The sequence below is a fragment of the Paenibacillus haidiansis genome (assembly GCF_036553665.1).
In the GTDB taxonomy this organism is placed as follows: domain Bacteria; phylum Bacillota; class Bacilli; order Paenibacillales; family Paenibacillaceae; genus Fontibacillus; species Fontibacillus haidiansis.
The window spans coordinates 177,247-193,938 of record NZ_JAZHPZ010000005.1; the positions used below are offsets into that span (position 1 = coordinate 177,247).

The window sequence follows — 16,692 nt, forward strand, 5'->3', positions numbered from 1 at the left end:
CTGCTACAACTCCTTAGCATTCATTAATAACGTACTCTCCGAAGATACATTACCTTTATAGACTCTACGAAAAATTAAAGTATACACAAAGAACAACAGACTAAGGAGCGAATAAATCAGAAGAAGCAGGTTAAGGCTATATTTCTCGATAAGATGGCCGCTTACGATAAGTATTATGGATAGGAATATATTATGCACACTGAAAATAGTAGATACGGTTGTTACTCTGCTGGCTTCGTTTGATATGCTGGTATCGATCCTCGTCTGTGTTTTGGGAATAATAATCCCCCAATTGAACCTGAACAAACAAACGAGCACAATCCCAAACCAAATGGACTTCGTTAATGCCATTCCTAAGAAAACAAAGATAAGCATCAGGGGATTCAGTATAAAGATAAATCCGCCTTTAATCACATGGGACATACGCGAGGAAATTAGCGGGATAACACCAAATAATGCGTAAGCCACTCCGAAAAAAGACGGGTTTATGTTTAATTGCTGGAGGAAAGGCTGATATTGAAAAAAGACCGACGTCAGAATTCCAGCCGTAAAAATATAATAAACAGAGAACATCAAAAGCTGCCTGTTTAAGCGGACTTCACGAAAGGATTCCTTTATAACCCGTATAGGCCGGATATGCCGGGATTGACTCACATTCGTTTTTTCTTCATAAACCAGAAAAACGAGAAGAGCGGATAAAAGATTCGCAAAGGCAGAAATATAAAAAGTAAATGAATAACTGTACAGGATAACAACAGAGCTGAGCAGGGCACCGACGATTGTCGATAAAATGTTTGCCGAAAATATTTTTCCGTAACTCCGGTCTAACTTGTCCAATTTTCCGTGTGTTTCATGGAGCTTGTAAATCAACCCCTGTTCCGACCCGGATATAAAAGAAGTGCCAAGCGCGAAAATAATATGTGCCAATATAAGCAAAAGATAGGAGTGGAGCGATCCCATAAGGAAAATACCGGAAAATTGGAGCAAAGAACCGATCAGGATGGCTTTTTTCTTTCCGACCAGGTCTCCAATCATTCCAGTAGGTATATCAGCCAGAATCGACGTCATATAATAACTGGCCATTACAAAACCAATTTGTGTATAGTTCAGATCAATAACATTACTGAAATAAAAAACAAGTATTGAGTTATACACGTAGAAAGTGTTTAGAAACCTCAGAATTCCGAACAATCGCACCTGGCTATCAAAACTTCTCACCGCTATACGACCCCCTTCCGTTCAAAAGCGGTCAAAGAATTACTGCCTCTTCCACCTCAAGGCTCCAAAGCCGCTCAATTTCACTCCGAATGCGATCATTATCCGCAAAAGAGTCTGCCGACCAAGTGACCACTCCGACTACATCACCCGAGCTGCCGCTAAAATTGAGTTCATCTCCGGCCTTTGCCAGTATATCCGCGCGCTTAACCCCTTTAATTTGGAGAAACTCTGAGCTTTGCGTTATTTGCTTAACTCTTCCCTTCTTCTTATATAAGAGAACGTAACCGCCGTAAGTTTGCGGGAAGCGGCCTTTGAAAATGGGAGGCTCGCCCACAAAGGTACGCGCTCCTTCCGTAAGCACGTTAACACCGGTAGTAGCCTCTATGCCGAAAATAATGCCGCCGCCTGCAATTCTGGCTGCCACCTCGCAAAAGTAAATTTCCTGATCGGGCGTGACAATCAATTCGGCATGCGTTACACCATCCTTTATGGGCATGGAGTTCAATAGATCTGTGTTAGCCGAGATCAGATTTTTAATCAAAGGATCATAATGATCCGGTAAAAAGTAACCGCAAAGAGGCCTTCCATCTCTACACTCCAAAGTGCTGTGTGTATAACGGGCAACTGAAGTAAAGACGATCTCATTTTTATGGATTATACTATCAAGGTGGAACATACTTCCTTCAATGAATTCTTCTATTTCATACTTTCCGGAATTGTTGTTAAGCAAATCGAAATAATCATTTATGTTGCTTAAGTTTACCCGGTAGGTATTTAAGGACCCCGCGCCATCAACCGGCTTAATAATCGCCTCAGAGGATTTGCTATTCAAAAAATCCACTGCGTTTTCGAACCGGTATACCGTGCAATATCGAGGAATCAAAATTACTTTGTCTTGTGCAAGTCTATTTTTCATTTCTACTTTGTTCCTAAAGAAAACAGCATCATCGCCCACCACTCCATCGGTTATGCCCAACTGCTTCCGCAGAAACGCCAAAAATTCGACCAAGTCCTCACTGGGGGAGAATACGCCGTCAACGTGCTTTATAGCGTGCAATGACATAACGAAATCAACGACTTGAGGAGAAGATAATTGTTCCGCATACAAAAAATGATGATAATGATCTTTACACTTCTCCAGTAAGGCGGAGTCGTTGGTTATTAATGTCTTTTCATATAAATGAGACGGCAACCCCTCATTTACAATTCTTGAGAAATTCTCGAATTTTAAAAAGATAATAATGTGCTTTGACATGAGTCAAATTCTCCTTTCCTTTTCTTGCTGTGTCTCCGTATTTACTAGATTCATACAAGAAGGCAGACCGAACTCTTTCAAATATAAAAGCAAATGTTCTTCTGATAAAAAAAGGGAGTAGACTTCTCGAATTTTCTTATCGAAATCATCGGCAATCCGATCCGCTTCTGCTTGAGTCATACCGCTTTCCCTGCTAAATTCACAGAAAAATTGCAGGTGCTGGCGGTCGTTAAAAGGATGCTTCTGAATGGAGTAATGGTCCGGTTCGAGAGCAATTCGAGAATTTTCAAAGAGAATGAACCGATTGTAACGGATATCAATGCAATATGGGAAAAGGGAGCGCAGTTGCTCTTGGTTAGCCAATGATTCTTCAATCGTCTCCGTAGGAAATCCGACCATAGCCGTTAATTTGACGGCAATTCCGGCTTCATAGCAGCTCTTTATGAGAACAGAAGCATAAGTTAGGTCTATTCCTTTATTCATCATTTGGGACACTCTTGGATCAAATGTTTCAATTCCAAATGAAATCATGATGCAGCCCGCCCGTTTTAAGAGCTCGAACAACTGCGGATTGAATTCCTTTTCCAGCCTAGCACGGCAGGACCAGGACACTATAAGCTTTCTTCGTATTATTTCGTTAGCTATTCTCTTAAGATCGCCGGGCGAAATACAGCAATCCCTAAAGCGCAATACGGCGAACCGTTCTTGATTCGAGAACGACTCCATCATCTGTAAAATGTTCTCGATACTATCCTTTTGATACTCGCCGTGCATTTTAATGGAACAATACGTGCAGCCTTTCCAATAACAGCTTACGGAAGCGGCAACATTCAATACATCCTTCGGCATTAAGCCGCTTGCCGGAATAGAGGATAAGACAGGCAAGGTAAGCTTATCGGTATAATGATGGTCTTTGATTATTTCAAAATCAGGATGAAGTTGTCGTTCGGTGAATAAAGAAGGAAGTTCGTTCAAATCCGATTTCCGGTAAACCGCCTGGACCAGTTCGCTCAATCGGTAGTGGTCATTGTCGAGCCCGATGGAATCCACATAAGAAAATAACAATTGAAGATCGCTTGCGGGAAAATTCTTTACCAATATCCTTGTGTTTATCTGGTCTTCAAGATTTCCGAAAATATGAATGTGTAAATGAGGATGATGCTCTTTAAGTAAGGAAGTCAGCGTAAACAAAGGAACGACCTGATCTGGATGATAAATTGAAATAGCGACGATTCTGACATCCGCCGGGACAAGCTCAGGCAGGAGACTATTAAAAAAGTCAAAATAGGGGTTGCCTATCCGTTGGGTGGCTAAAGATAAAACCTCGCTTAAATCTCGCAAATCAATTGCCGAATCAAATTGATTCCAACGCAGAACAGACGGTGAAATATACTCGTTGACACGATCATACATCTGATTAATCCGTTGATAGGTCTGCTGCAAGGTTGCAAAATTGTAGAAATATCGGTTGTCGGTTAATTGGGCCACGACCTCAGGATGATCCCGGAATAAGTAATGGAACGATTCCAAATTCAAATCACGGATTTCGAACTCTATGTTATTATTGTGCAGCAAAGCGGCGGCAGCGGTAACATCGGGCGGAACAGATTGGTAATACCATAGTGGTGGATTAATAAGCAGAACTTTGGCCAGGTCCTCAACATTTTTGCTGTTCATGAGCGGCCTCCTCATTTTCCATTACAAACTCGATTATGCCTTCTAACTGGCTGCTTACTCGTTCAACAGCCTCATACGTTGAAGCTTTCAGGAGAAAAAAACCATACCTATCCATATTACTTATCATCTCTGCAGGGATGAATTCGTTTTCGTGCTTCTCAACAACGATTTCAATGACTTCAGGTAACTTTTTGGCTTCTTCCATACCTATTATCTGTTTAATCCGACCGCTCTCCCGATGAAAATGACGGATTCTTGAGATATTGTTATAGATAGGATTCAAGTATCTTTGCGATTCTTCTCCCAAGGCGTTTAAAATTGCAGCTTTATGCAGATCTACACCATAGGCCAACCTGTAAAGGTCGGTTATCCGACCGCCAGGAAGGCGGGTTGAGTATTCTATTACGTAGATCCGACCGGAGGACAACACGAATTCTAAATGACAGGGACCTTCAGAAATGCCGAGTTCTCCCATGAGATGAATTAGCCGATTTAGAATATCTTCATATTTCGCTGGTTCAATAGGCGCAGGAAGGGTATGCTGTAATTCAACAAAATAAGGAAGAGGCGTCTTTATTTTTTCGGTAATTTGGGCAAGCTTGCATTTCCCGTCGGACATAAAAGCTTCAAAGCTATACTCTTGACCCTGTATGTATTCCTCCACAAGAAAGGAAGAACCAGAAGGATAACCGAAGTTATCCTCGTTGGTGACAATTTTTTGGGCATGTGACACGAGTTCTTCAGGATTTTGTACGAATTTTACAAACATACTGCTTGTCATATTCACAGGCTTAACAATCGCCGGATATTTGATTTGGTCCAGTTCATCCATCAATGCGGTTAAATTTTCAAACAAACGGTAGCCCGGATTTGAAATATAGCGGGAATTGCTTAATTGGCGTCTCATGCCGACTTTGCTACGGGCACAGTCCGCGGTTTGGACAGAATTTGTATTCCAGCCGAATTTAGTGGCAATTTCTGCCGCAACGGGTACCGCGTAATCATGTCCTGGCAGAATGCCTGAGTTCCTGGAAATATAGGGATGGGTTTGAAAGAACTCGTCTATTTTTTGATACGTGGTTTGTGCATCCGTAATGTCACAAATGAGCTCATAGTTTACTAGCTCTTTGTTTCTTACTTCGGGGCCGTGTTCCCTCCTGATCACAATAACAACGAGCTCAAGTGCTGCCGCGGATTCAACGTATTTTTCTCCAAAGAAACAGGGCTCCAACAAAAACACAGCTTTTGCTTCATCCTCGGACAATAGTAATGCCCTCCTTTAATTAATTATTTTGGAAGGGACGCAATGCATCGACATAATTTTCTTTATATCCGCCATTACAAGATTTTTATTTAACGGATTCGGACCAATAGACTTTATCAGTGCCAAGGCAGGCGGTCCTATGGCTAATCTGCTGCCTATTACTTCTTCAATAAGCATTGAGGCCGCCAAAGATATCCTTTTCCAATATTCGCATATAAGTTCAAGAGCTTGGCGGATTATTCTCACTACCGGATATTCAACTATCCCTTTACGATCGGGGGTCAGATCATAGAATTCACAATCCAGCCCGTAGCGTGAAGCTCTTCTAAAGTTTTCTTTCACAAAGACAATGGGAAGAAGTTGAGTCGGCTCATTAGCCAGGCTTAGATCCAGGAGGGCATAAACTGCAAGATGCAAAGCCAAATCTTCTTTGAGTGTGGGTTGAACCGGCATAAACCTTGTCTCAAGCAAGCATACTGAAGGCTTACTGCCAACCAGCTTTAATCTTGCGATTTTCCAGTTCATTTTCTGATTAAGGTTAAACGCATTGTGCGGATCATATTTCATGAATTTTTGCTGGTACAGGGTAGTCCAATAATGGTTGAGATTAACATAATATTGGTTAGGGAAGGAAGTTCGGCTGTTCATTTCCGATACGAATTCCGGATAGGATCTCATATCATAACCAATTTCCCAGACCAGGTGACGCGTTTCAAGCAGGCCGGTCATTCTTCCGTCAAAGATAGGAGAATTTGCCCCCAAAGCGATAAACATTGGCGATATTTCAATCGTCTTGTTCAGCAAATGAATTGCGTTCTGACTATAATTGACCTGCATATTCATTTGTGTTGACTGACAGCCGCTAATCAGCTCATGGGCCCGCTCCGACAAGTTGACAGCCCCTAAGTGAAGATCCAGATATCGTTTCCTTTCACTTTTGAATTGATCAAGCACGGTCTGGTAGGTCGATGGATCATCCGTGATTTTTAAATCAGTAATTTGGCCCGGATAGATTCCAAGCCGCAAAAGTCTGTTATTATATGAAGAAGCGGCGGCGAATGCCTGTTGTTCCATTTCCTCCATTTCACCTATTAAATGCTCTGTTCCATCTTTCAATGAGAAGGGACGCGACACTAACTCGATCTGGCTCGCGCCGATTTCCCGCTTCATGAATGGTGCATCACCGATTAGGCGGTTGCGCATCTCTTCATCCGCCAGATTAAAATAACGGTCGGTAAGAAGATATTCGGTTTCAAAGCCTATAATCCCGCATAAATCGCTATTGGCAACCAGAACATTGCTTCTAAGCTCACTCAAGTGCTCCCAAAAAGCCCTGCCCATTATAGCGGTTTGGTCCATATAAACAGTTTTGGACATACAACTCTTCTCCCAATGATCTATTGATTGAGTTGCAACAAATAATAGTAAGAATCATTACCCCGCTTAAGTTTCCGATGTCTGACTTGAACAACTTTTAGTCCTGCAGCCTTCACCATTTCCTCGATTTCATGCTTCAGCAGCATGCGGCAGCGGCAAGTTGACCGGCCTTCCTCAATACCGTCTCTACTGATACTAAAATACATAATTAAATCTTGATTGAAGACATCTACCTTGATCTGCCCAAAGACCTCAACCGTTTCCCCGCCATTTTTCACCGTTGTGATCCTTTTCGGCTCCACGCAATATTCCATGATCTGCCGTTCCGTTACCGGCGTAACATTAAGAAGCCCGAATCCCTTATCGGATAAACATGAAGCCATCGTCTTGATAATATTGAACTGATCTTTATACGAAGCGAACATCTGTATACTGTTATCTCCCATATGAACCACGTCATATTTACGGTCGCAGGCCCAGGTGCCGAGATCCGCGCATATCGGCGATATCAGTTGTTTGTGATTGCTGTGCCTTTCGAGCAGCAGACGCAGCGCTTCCTCGGAATTATCAACCACCGTGACGGAAGCAACGGGTTTATCAATAAAACCGAATAGATGATCGCCATTTCCTGATGCAAGATCTAAGACATTAGCATCCGGATTTTCAGGCCAGACATCGTGGATAAACTGTCGCATCTCAGTAGGATCGGGACCAAGAAAATCAAAAATAAGCTTGGCGGTTTCCATAGGCGCTACATTCCCACGCTATCCGTCTGCTTCCAGTCCACGGCAGTATATACGCTGTCATCTTCACCCATATATCGTACTTCATGCGGAATAACTTGAAATAGTGTGAACTGCTTCCTTTTCTCGCCGCTAAAAGTATTGCTGATTATGGGGTTGTCTGCCAAGAATCTTTCCTGTTCTGCTTGTTCTCCTACGAATTCGACCCTCCCGGCTATTCTTAGCTGTGATCCGGCATCGAAATAGGTTAGCTCTACATTATGGCAAGTATTTATCTGTTTTACTTTATCGGTATCACTAAATGTAGAAAAGTAAATCTTGCCGTTATAAACTGTACCTGCATCGACGGGTCTCACATAGGGCTGGTCTTTACCTGAGTCGTAAGTCGCCAAATAAGCTATAGAAACGTCTTTGATCCATTTCGAAAATTCCTCTTGATTCATTGCAATCATATCTCCTCTCAATTTAAATTTAAAGTTTGTTCCGGAGCCGTAATAAGCTTGTACCCCCAACCGTCCCTTATATAATGCATGAGTACGATAGCCCGATTTAGAGTTTCAGGTCTTAATATATAGGCCGAATCTTGCCGGAATACAAGATTCTCTTGAATGAGCACCGACAGAAGAATATTGACATCTTTTTCAAGACGCATTACTTCTTCAAAATTGAATCCAAGTTTCTCCTCAAGCACGTTTTCTTCAATTTTGCCGTAGGCATTAAGATGTCCCCATACGATTGTAAAAGCATAATTATCAACCGTAATTTCTTCTTCGACCGAGGCCGGAGCCTCAATGTATTTGTTGATATAAGGGGGTGTAAAACGCACCCGATTATTATCCCAGTATCCGGCAGAACCCGGCCCGAAAGCCAGGACAGGCTCCGTTTCGCTAATCGCGTCTTTTTCGTACGGAAATACATAATCAGGAAGCGAGAAAACAGTGTTATCGACTCTTACATATCCGTTGTCCATCAATATTCTGCATACATCCTCATAGATTTGGATTTTATCGGACAGATACGGAATAAGTTTGCCTCTTTTCTCGCATTTTTGAACAAATTCTTTGCCGCCGGGATAGGAGGAATAAAATAGACTAACAGAAATATGTTCAGGTTTTATAGTGACCGTATCCTTAATGCTTTGAATGACTGAATCATGGGTTTGGCCGGGGATGCCTATAAGCAAATCAATGTTTAACATGTCATAATTGACTTTTCGGACCAGTTCAGCCGCTTTCACGATCATCTCGCGTGTGTAGGGCCGTCCGAGCAACTTGAGTTCTTCGTCAACAAAAGACTGGGCGCCGATGCTGACCCGGTTGAAACCTTTGTTTCGAAAAGTAATCAAAGTCGCTTCCGATGCCGTATCGGGAGATACCTCATAAGCCATAAATTCCATTCCGTTAAAACGATCGGGGGGGAGTTTGCTTCGAATGGCATCAATTATGGTATCCAACTGGCGTTCGTTCAAAAGAGATGGCGTCCCACCGCCACATACAATCGAAGTGACTACTGCGTCGGGAAAATCGGCTTTTTCAATATCCGCTTTCATTGCCTTAACGTACTCATCCATTGCATCAAGATTAATCATTTCTTCTTCAGAAAACTTGGCCGTGAAATAACAGTACGGGCATCGTTTTTTGCAAAACGGAATGTGACAGTAAATGTGATATCTCTCAATCATTCGAATCCCAACCCTTCCACGATAAGTATTAAATACTATCAGCTTCTAAACGGTTAGTGAGAATTTCCGTGGCCGACAGACTTTGTCCTATATATTTACATAATTTCTGATATATACAAGTGAAAAAAATCACAATAATAGAAAATAATATAAATTATGTTTAACATTCCTTGAACTTTGAAAAAAATATAAAAACAGGCCGCACAGCGGCCCGTTTCACTTACGTCCTATTTAACTTATGCCTCCTTCGTATACTTCTCGATCAATGTCTCAAGCTCGCTCCAATGCTCGCAGTTTTCCCAGCGGAACGATTCCGGCAGCTTGGACATTTCTTCCCAGGAGCGTTTTTGCAGGTACGGCTTCAGATTCTGCTCGACGCAGATCACCTGCATAATCGTTCTCATGCGGAATTGCAGCGGGTAACGCTCTTCCTTGGAGATCGGCTTGAAATAGGTTTCGGCCATGTAGTCGACCAGGGCTTCGCCCTTTTCCTGCTCCTTGTGCTGGTTCCAGACCAGTTTGATCTCCTCCGTCAATTGGCGCCAAGGCGTCTCTACCTTAGGATATACGATGCCCATTACGTTGGCGTCTTTATAGAGCCACAGCGCCCAGGATACATCATTTTGCTCGCACAGGTCGAGCATATCCTCGATGATCTCCATCTGGAAGTCGATATCTTCCTTCTCAAACACCAAGCCGAGCTCGCCGCACCAGAGCGGACGTTTATATTTCTCGCGGATCTTCAGAAGAGCATGGAATTCCTCGGCAAAAATCTCTTTCCGGCGTTCGCGGCTCATTTCATGCGTAAGTACGGCGGGATCCTTGACGAACGGATAGAAGTGGAATTCGTAAGCCACCTGCGGATCATCCACGGGATCAAGCATGGAGAAGTCCGTCGTAAACGCGTTGCCTTCAATGAAAATAATATGCTCCCGGTCGTATTTGCGGATTTCCGCGAGCACTTTGCGATAGAAATCATTGAACACTTCGGCATCTTTCACCAGGGAAGGTTCGTTGACGATATCGTAAGCGGCGATCCAAGGCTGGGCCTTGTAATATTGCGCAATATGGCCCCAAAGGCCGATGACGGTATCGCGCAGGGCGCCGTATTCCCAGAACAGCGGCAGGCCGGAGTAGGTGTCGCAGTGCCAGTCCGGGTTTTGCCCCCCGGGAACGGAGTGCAGCTCCAAAATCGCGTAAATCTCGTATTTTTCGCACAGACCAATAATATGATCGAGGTATTTAAAGCCGTCGTTTTTATATACGCCCGGATTTTGATCGTCGATAAAGTATTTGTAGTTAAAAGGAAGTCTCAGATGATTGACGCCGATTTTTTTCAAAAATTCAAAGTCCTTTTCGCCCATATACTCCATCAGGAAGCGGTCGAAGAACTCGGTCGTGCGCTCTTTGCCGTACACTTCATCAAATGCTTTTTTGATCAGGGTATCTGTACCGGGAAGACCGATCAAAAAGTGCTCCAGGTTCATCCAAGTGCCCAAGTTGAAACCGCGGAACAAGATCTTTTCGCCGTTGACGGTGAAGTTCTCGCCGGTGACCTGAACAAAATGTTTAGCGGAAGTAGTCATATTTCAACACCTCTATTGTATTTGTTAGTTTTTCATACCTGTAGTGGCTACGCTTTGCATAAAGAAGCGCTCGCCGATGAGGAACACGACGACCATCGGAATCGTGGCGATGACGGTTCCGGCCATCAGCAGGCCGTAGTCCATCGTGTGCTCGGTTTGGAAGCCTTTCAGGCCGAGCTGCAATGTTTTCAACACATCGTCATTCAAATAAATCAGCGGAGCCAGATAGTCGTTCCACATGAACGTAAATGTGAAGATCGTTAAGGTAGACAAGCTTGCCGCCGACAGCGGCATCATGATTTTCCAGAAAATCTTCCACTCGTTATAGCCGTCCACCCGCGCGGCCTCATTCAGCTCGTTCGGCAAGCTCATGAAGAACTGGCGCATCAGGAAGATCCCGAAGCCGCTGAACAATTGAATCAGAATATAGCCGGTATGGCTGTTATACAGCCCCAGGCTGCTGACGACCGAAAACTGCGGTACCATGATCGAATGCCACGGCATCATCAGGTTGGTCATGAACAGAATGAAGATGGTGTTCTTGAACGGCACCTTCAGCTTGGCGAAAGCGTAGGCCGACATGGAACAGATCACGACTTGCAGTACGGTAATAATAACGGACAGCTTGACGGTATTCAAGAAATATTGCGCGAACGGAATGGCCGTCCAAACTTCTTTATAGTTGTTCAAATATAAGGTCTGGGGAATCCAGTTCATCGGATTCTTGAACAGATCGACGTCCGTCCGTAAAGAAGCCGAAATCATCCACAAGAACGGAAAAAGAGTGGCCAGCGAAAAAATAACCAAGACCACGAGCAGCAGCCAGTAGAGGAGCTTGGAACTTTTCGGTTTAGCGATGGCATCCTGCATGAGTATCTCTCTCCTTTCTTAGTAGGTAACCCATTTTTTCTCGAGTCGGAATTGAATCAGGGATATGACCATAATGATCAGGAACAGGACGGTCGACATGGCTGCTGCGTATCCCATCCGATAATTGATAAAGGCCTCCTGATAAATTCTAAAGACGAGCACGTTGGTCGAGCGTCCCGGACCGCCGTCGGTCATGACGGACACCAGATCGAACACCTGGAAGGAGTTGATGATCGTCAGGATCAGCACCATAAACAGCGTCGGCGACAAGCTGGGCAGCGTGACGTAAAGGAATTGCTTGAATTTATTGGCTCCGTCCAGCTTGGCCGCTTCGTATAAATGCTCGGGAATGCCTTGAATGCCGGCGAGCAAAATGATCATGTAGTAACCGAAGCTCTTCCATACGGCGACGAGGATGATCGCAAACAGGGCCCAGTGGGAAGACATCAGCCATTCCGGCGGATTTGCGATTCCGATCGCCTTGAGAATATAGTTGATCGGCCCGGACACCGGGTTAAACAGCAGTCCCCAGGCGATGGCGATGGACACCATCGAGGTGATATACGGGAAATAAAAGGCCATGCGCAAATATTTGCGGAGATGGAGCACATTGTTCAAAGCAAGCGCCGCAAACAAGGCCAGAATCATCGTCAACGGCACGAACAGCACCGTGTAAATGAGATTGTTTTTCAAGGAAACGAGAAAATAGTCATCCTGAAACAGGTTGACATAATTGTCGATACCGATGAAATTCGGCGTTACGTTAAAACCGCCGTAATCGGTAAAGCTCATGACAAATCCGTAGATGAGCGGGACAAATATGAATACCGCGAACAAGACGAAGGCCGGAAGAATGAACAACGTCCCCGGGATGTATGACTTGTAGTTGGCCAGACGTTTGCTTGTCATCATAGCAACCTCCTTATTTAATGGGATGCCGGATAAATGCAAGGCGGCTTCCGTCAACAATGGCGCGGAAGCCGACTGCTTGCTTATCCGTTACTTCATTACTTATTCAGAACGGACTGGCGGTTTTTGATGAAGTTCTGAATCGCCGTGGCGGAGTCTTGTTCTTGGAACAAGTAGAGATCCCGCTGTTCGTTAAATACGCGATTCACTTCATCGATATTGGCGACCGGCTGATTTTCCACGACGGTGTTGGCTTCAAAGAAGAATCCGCTGCCTTGAAGACCGGTTGCGTTGAGGAAGGATTCCTTGGTCTTGTCGCTGGAGTAGGCCGGCAGTACGCTGGATTCGGCAATAATGGATTCGCCTTGCTCACCGGCTACAAATTGCACGAATTGGAACGCCGCGTCCGCGTTTTTGCTTTGCGGGTTGATGCCGATAAAGGTGCTGACGCCGCCGACGGTAATCGGATCGTTCATGCCTTCCGGGAGCGGCATCGGAGCCATATCGAACTCCATATCGGTCTTGCCGGCAGCGATATCCGCTTTGAGCATATTGATCGTCCATTCACCGTTAATCATCATAGCGACGTTGCCGCTCTCGAATTGCTTGATCCAGTCGATGCTTTCGGCTTTCATTTGTTTATAGCTCATATGCGAACCGTCTTCATAGTACAAGCGGTTCAAATAATCCAACCAGTTGGCTATAGGATCGAGGCTGTCGTCCAGAACGGTCGTGCCTTCTTGCAGAGCGCCGAGCGGTGCGGTGATCCAGTCGGCATAGTAGCCGCCCCACTGCTTGTCCGCTCCTTCGCCTTTGGTCAGGCTTTTGGCCAGTTCGGCATATTCGTTCCAAGTCATTTGCGTAGGATATTCGACCCCTGCTTCATCAAACAGCTTCTTGTTGTAGAATAAAGCGTATTGGGAAGTACGATAAGGGAGCGCATAATATTTTCCTTCGGTCAGCACACTGGTAATGTCCTGGAAGCTGGGGCCGTAGGCGCTGACATCCAAATTTGCTTCTTTAATGCGATCGGTGAGCTCCACGAGCTGACCTTTCGACGAGTACAAGCCCAGGCTGGAGGTTCCGTTGATGCTGTAAACGTCCATTTTGGAGCCGCCGGACAGGTTGTTCATAATCTTCGTGTTGTATTCGTCCGCATCGTTGCTGATCGTGTTCATATGAACTTCAATATCGCTGTTTTGCGCGTTGAACGCGTCAACGACCTTCTTCATATAATCTTCTTCATCGGTCCAGGTGTAGTATTCCAGAACGGTCTTCCCGCCGCTGGCCTGGTTGCCGCCGCCGCTGTTATTGCCCGAGCTGCAGCCGACGAGCGCCAAGATCAGCGCGACCGATAAAGATATAGTGGCTAAGCCTTTCTTTCTATTCATAAAGAACCCCTCCTGTATCTGTGTGATACTTTTAGTCTAAATGTATCCGTTTTCTCCGGTAAGGTGGAACTTTTATCGTCGGTTAGGACTTCCGGGGCAGGTAACACCCAATGAATCCGCGGAATGATCGCCCGATTTAACGGGAGATAGAACACGGCGGGCCTTCGAAAGGGCCAGTTAGGTTGTAGAAAATTTCAACCTGCGGGAGCCTTTTAAATATAGTAAATTTTATTTATAAGGAAGAGGGGATGGCTCTCATGTTTATTTTCTTGGTACTCATCTTGTTTATAGCCATATCCGTATTTTTCTTTTTCCAGAGGAAATATACCAAGGCCACGCTGTTCATGCTGCTCATGGGATTTTCCTATTTGGTCGTGGTATCCTGTATTATTATCTACATGTCGAAAGACGCGTATTATTATTACTACAGTCTTGAAGATTACTTCGGGATTCAGCAGGGCTTGCAAAATCGGCTCATGTTCCTCCCGGTTTCCCGGGAAAATTTAATTCGTTTGCTGAATTTATTTTCAATGACATTCTTGTACGCGGGGCTTTGTTCGGCCATTTATTTCGCATTTAATGTACAATTGAAGAGAAGGTTCGCCCTGCTTGCCGCACTTGCGGTTCCCGGCATCCTTCAGGTTATCGTGTACGATCCGGCGTTTTACACCTCCATGTATTACAAGCTTTACCCGGACTATGTGAGCTCGCAGGCTTTTATTTCCGCTTACGGGGCTCTGCATCGCGTAACCTTTATCGTAAATACCTTGTATATTGTGGCGGGGGCGGTTTTACTGGTTTACGCCCTGGTCAATGCGCCTAAAGTCCGGCAGATCCGCAGCAATATTTTGATGATCGTGATTTCTTATATTTCCGTCCAAATTACGTATTACTATATGAACTATTGGGCGCCCGATGTTTTGATCAAAGTATCCAAAGCGGCTCATTTCATCAGGTACCAGCCCATCAATTTAGTTGGAAACCCTTCCATATATGTCTTGCTGCCTTATATCTCGGGGTTGTGCTTATTGGTCAGCCTGTACAGCATTTATAAATACACGCGCATCCAGAACAGCATCAAGAATCAGGAATCGGTCATTTCGGAAAATATCGATTCGGCGCTGTTCACCTCGCGCGTATTCAGCCATTATATTAAGAACGAGCTGCTGGGCATTATGGCGCAGACCGAGCTGTTGGAAGACATGTGCGAATCGTCGCCGGAGGTCGTGGAGGAGATCCAGGTGATCGAGCAGCGGTGCCGCCGGGTGTACGATCGTCTGGACGCGGTGCATCAGAAGACGTTGAAATCCAAAATCGAGCTTAAGCCGGTGGTTCTGAACGAGTTGTTGGACAAGCTGCTGAAAGATATGCGGTCGGAGTATAAACAGGTCCAAATCGAATATGAGCCGCCGAACCGGCAGCTTGTGATCATGGCCGATCCGTATTACTTCCCGCAAGCGATCGAGAATATCATTTCCAATGCGGTGGAGGCGCTTGAATTTGTGCCGGAGAAATCGAGACGCATAACCATTGAATCCGCTGTGAAAAATAAATGGGTTGAGCTGGTAATTACGGATAATGGGACGGGGATTGCGGAGGAAAATCTGAATAATATTTTTCAGCCTTTCTATTCTTCAAAACCTACGGCAACGAACTGGGGCATGGGCCTGTCGATCTGTCACACCATCGTTACGGCCCATGGCGGTAAGATCAATGCGGAAAGCAAACTGGGCGAGGGAAGCGCATTCCATATCGTTATGCCTTTGCTTTCCATTGTGAAGACCTAAAGTGTGCGGTTCAAGAATCGGCAAGTTGGACCGCCTCTTAAAGGAGATGGAGCAACATGAGTACGCCAAGCGCGACAAATACGCCGATCATCAAAGTGCTTATCGTGGAGGACGATCCGTTGATCAGCAAGCGGTATCAAATGATCCTGTCGAAGGATGAGCAGATTGAATGCGTCGGCCGAGCTTCCAGCGGATACGAGGGGACGATGCTTGCCGCGCTCCATAAGCCGGATATTATCCTCATGGATATCGAGCTGGAGGATAAGCAGGCGGGCCTCCGGGCCACCGAGGAAATTCTAAACTATCTCCCGGGGGTCAAAGTGGTGATGCTGACGGTTTGCGAAACGGACGACACCGTGTTCCGGGCGTTTGAGCTGGGGGCCACCAATTATCTGCTGAAAAATATGCCCGCCGACGCCATCCTGCAAGCGATCAAGGACGCTTATTACGACCGTCCTTCCTTGCATTCGAATATCGCCGGGAAAATCACCCGCGAATTCAAGCGGATTAAAACGACCGAAGACAGCCTGATGCATAATTTCTATATTTTGACGACCCTGACGCCGACCGAGCTTGAGGTGCTGGAATTATTAATGAAGGATTATTCCCGCCAGGAAATCTGCAAGCTGCGGCATGTCGAGCCTTCGACTCTGAAGTCGCAGATCAACAGCATCCTGAAGAAATTTAACAAGAGCAGCGTTCAGGAGATTTTGCCCGCGCTACGGGAACTGCATATCCCGGAGATTCTGGCGCAGCGGAAGGGGAAGCTGTGAGGGATGGATAAGGCCTATTCATATATGCGCAGGCCTTCATATGTCAAGAAACCCTGTCCTATTGTAGAGGAACAGGGTTTCTTTTATTTCTGGAACGGACTAGCGTAATGTCGAACGCTAGTCCGTTTCTGTTTGTTCATGATTCGCCTTTTTGAGCTGCT

At 45.2% G+C, this 16,692-nt stretch carries 14 protein-coding genes; 2 read left to right on the forward strand and 12 right to left on the reverse strand.

All coding sequences use genetic code 11. The features are described 5' to 3' along the window. Positions 1–3: 3 nt before the first annotated feature. From V3851_RS12395 to V3851_RS12450, 12 genes are all read right to left on the reverse strand, one after another. Complete coding sequence (locus V3851_RS12395) at positions 4–1,218, reverse strand: MFS transporter (RefSeq protein ID WP_331846847.1); 1,215 nt, start codon at positions 1,216–1,218, stop codon at positions 4–6. 31 nt (positions 1,219–1,249) lie between these two features. Continuing rightward, on the reverse strand, positions 1,250–2,473 hold the full coding sequence (locus tag V3851_RS12400) for an ATP-grasp domain-containing protein (protein WP_331846848.1): 1,224 nt from the start codon (positions 2,471–2,473) through the stop codon (positions 1,250–1,252). Between the two features lie 3 nt (positions 2,474–2,476). Beyond that, entirely contained in the window at positions 2,477–4,150 is a 1,674-nt protein-coding gene (locus tag V3851_RS12405) for a B12-binding domain-containing radical SAM protein (RefSeq protein ID WP_331846849.1), read from the reverse strand. Further along, a complete protein-coding gene (locus V3851_RS12410) occupies positions 4,131–5,414 on the reverse strand; it encodes an ATP-grasp domain-containing protein (protein WP_331846850.1) in 1,284 nt (427 codons plus the stop codon). The genes V3851_RS12405 and V3851_RS12410 overlap by 20 nt, the downstream gene beginning before the upstream one ends. Positions 5,415–5,429: 15 nt before the next feature. Further along, positions 5,430–6,791, reverse strand: a complete 1,362-nt coding sequence (locus V3851_RS12415; protein ID WP_331846851.1) for a glutamate-cysteine ligase family protein — start codon at positions 6,789–6,791, stop codon at positions 5,430–5,432. A gap of 20 nt (positions 6,792–6,811) precedes the next feature. After that, entirely contained in the window at positions 6,812–7,537 is a 726-nt protein-coding gene (locus V3851_RS12420) for a class I SAM-dependent methyltransferase (protein WP_331846852.1), read from the reverse strand. 5 nt (positions 7,538–7,542) lie between these two features. Then, entirely contained in the window at positions 7,543–7,977 is a 435-nt protein-coding gene (locus V3851_RS12425; RefSeq protein WP_331846853.1) for a pyridoxamine 5'-phosphate oxidase family protein, read from the reverse strand. 17 nt (positions 7,978–7,994) lie between these two features. Then, positions 7,995–9,215, reverse strand: a complete 1,221-nt coding sequence (locus V3851_RS12430; RefSeq protein WP_331846854.1) for a coproporphyrinogen-III oxidase family protein — start codon at positions 9,213–9,215, stop codon at positions 7,995–7,997. Positions 9,216–9,451: 236 nt separating this feature from the next. Beyond that, positions 9,452–10,801, reverse strand: coding sequence for a glycoside hydrolase family 5 protein (locus V3851_RS12435; RefSeq protein WP_331846855.1), 1,350 nt, complete (start codon positions 10,799–10,801; stop codon positions 9,452–9,454). 24 nt (positions 10,802–10,825) lie between these two features. Then, positions 10,826–11,671, reverse strand: a complete 846-nt coding sequence (locus V3851_RS12440) for a carbohydrate ABC transporter permease (RefSeq protein WP_331846856.1) — start codon at positions 11,669–11,671, stop codon at positions 10,826–10,828. Positions 11,672–11,689: 18 nt separating this feature from the next. After that, positions 11,690–12,583, reverse strand: a complete 894-nt coding sequence (locus tag V3851_RS12445; RefSeq protein ID WP_331846857.1) for a carbohydrate ABC transporter permease — start codon at positions 12,581–12,583, stop codon at positions 11,690–11,692. A 95-nt stretch (positions 12,584–12,678) separates the two neighbouring features. After that, positions 12,679–13,971, reverse strand: coding sequence for an ABC transporter substrate-binding protein (locus tag V3851_RS12450; RefSeq protein ID WP_331846858.1), 1,293 nt, complete (start codon positions 13,969–13,971; stop codon positions 12,679–12,681). A gap of 257 nt (positions 13,972–14,228) precedes the next feature. On the opposite strand from V3851_RS12450, the gene V3851_RS12455 reads away from it, so the two are divergent. Beyond that, on the forward strand, positions 14,229–15,758 hold the full coding sequence (locus V3851_RS12455) for a sensor histidine kinase (RefSeq protein ID WP_331846859.1): 1,530 nt from the start codon (positions 14,229–14,231) through the stop codon (positions 15,756–15,758). A 56-nt stretch (positions 15,759–15,814) separates the two neighbouring features. Next, entirely contained in the window at positions 15,815–16,531 is a 717-nt protein-coding gene (locus tag V3851_RS12460) for a response regulator transcription factor (RefSeq protein ID WP_331846860.1), read from the forward strand. Positions 16,532–16,692: the final 161 nt, after the last annotated feature.

What these genes read in the sequence shown, in the direction of transcription:
- V3851_RS12425 (WP_331846853.1), bottom strand. Translation starts at nt 7,977, where the DNA reads ATGAATCAAGAGGAATTTTCGAAATGGATCAAAGACGTTTCTATAGCT.
- V3851_RS12405 (WP_331846849.1), bottom strand. Translation starts at nt 4,150, where the DNA reads ATGAACAGCAAAAATGTTGAGGACCTGGCCAAAGTTCTGCTTATTAAT.
- V3851_RS12450 (WP_331846858.1), bottom strand. Translation starts at nt 13,971, where the DNA reads ATGAATAGAAAGAAAGGCTTAGCCACTATATCTTTATCGGTCGCGCTG.
- V3851_RS12455 (WP_331846859.1), top strand. Translation starts at nt 14,229, where the DNA reads ATGTTTATTTTCTTGGTACTCATCTTGTTTATAGCCATATCCGTATTT.
- V3851_RS12430 (WP_331846854.1), bottom strand. Translation starts at nt 9,215, where the DNA reads ATGATTGAGAGATATCACATTTACTGTCACATTCCGTTTTGCAAAAAA.
- V3851_RS12460 (WP_331846860.1), top strand. Translation starts at nt 15,815, where the DNA reads ATGAGTACGCCAAGCGCGACAAATACGCCGATCATCAAAGTGCTTATC.
- V3851_RS12440 (WP_331846856.1), bottom strand. Translation starts at nt 11,671, where the DNA reads ATGCAGGATGCCATCGCTAAACCGAAAAGTTCCAAGCTCCTCTACTGG.
- V3851_RS12400 (WP_331846848.1), bottom strand. Translation starts at nt 2,473, where the DNA reads ATGTCAAAGCACATTATTATCTTTTTAAAATTCGAGAATTTCTCAAGA.
- V3851_RS12415 (WP_331846851.1), bottom strand. Translation starts at nt 6,791, where the DNA reads ATGTCCAAAACTGTTTATATGGACCAAACCGCTATAATGGGCAGGGCT.
- V3851_RS12435 (WP_331846855.1), bottom strand. Translation starts at nt 10,801, where the DNA reads ATGACTACTTCCGCTAAACATTTTGTTCAGGTCACCGGCGAGAACTTC.
- V3851_RS12420 (WP_331846852.1), bottom strand. Translation starts at nt 7,537, where the DNA reads ATGGAAACCGCCAAGCTTATTTTTGATTTTCTTGGTCCCGATCCTACT.
- V3851_RS12445 (WP_331846857.1), bottom strand. Translation starts at nt 12,583, where the DNA reads ATGATGACAAGCAAACGTCTGGCCAACTACAAGTCATACATCCCGGGG.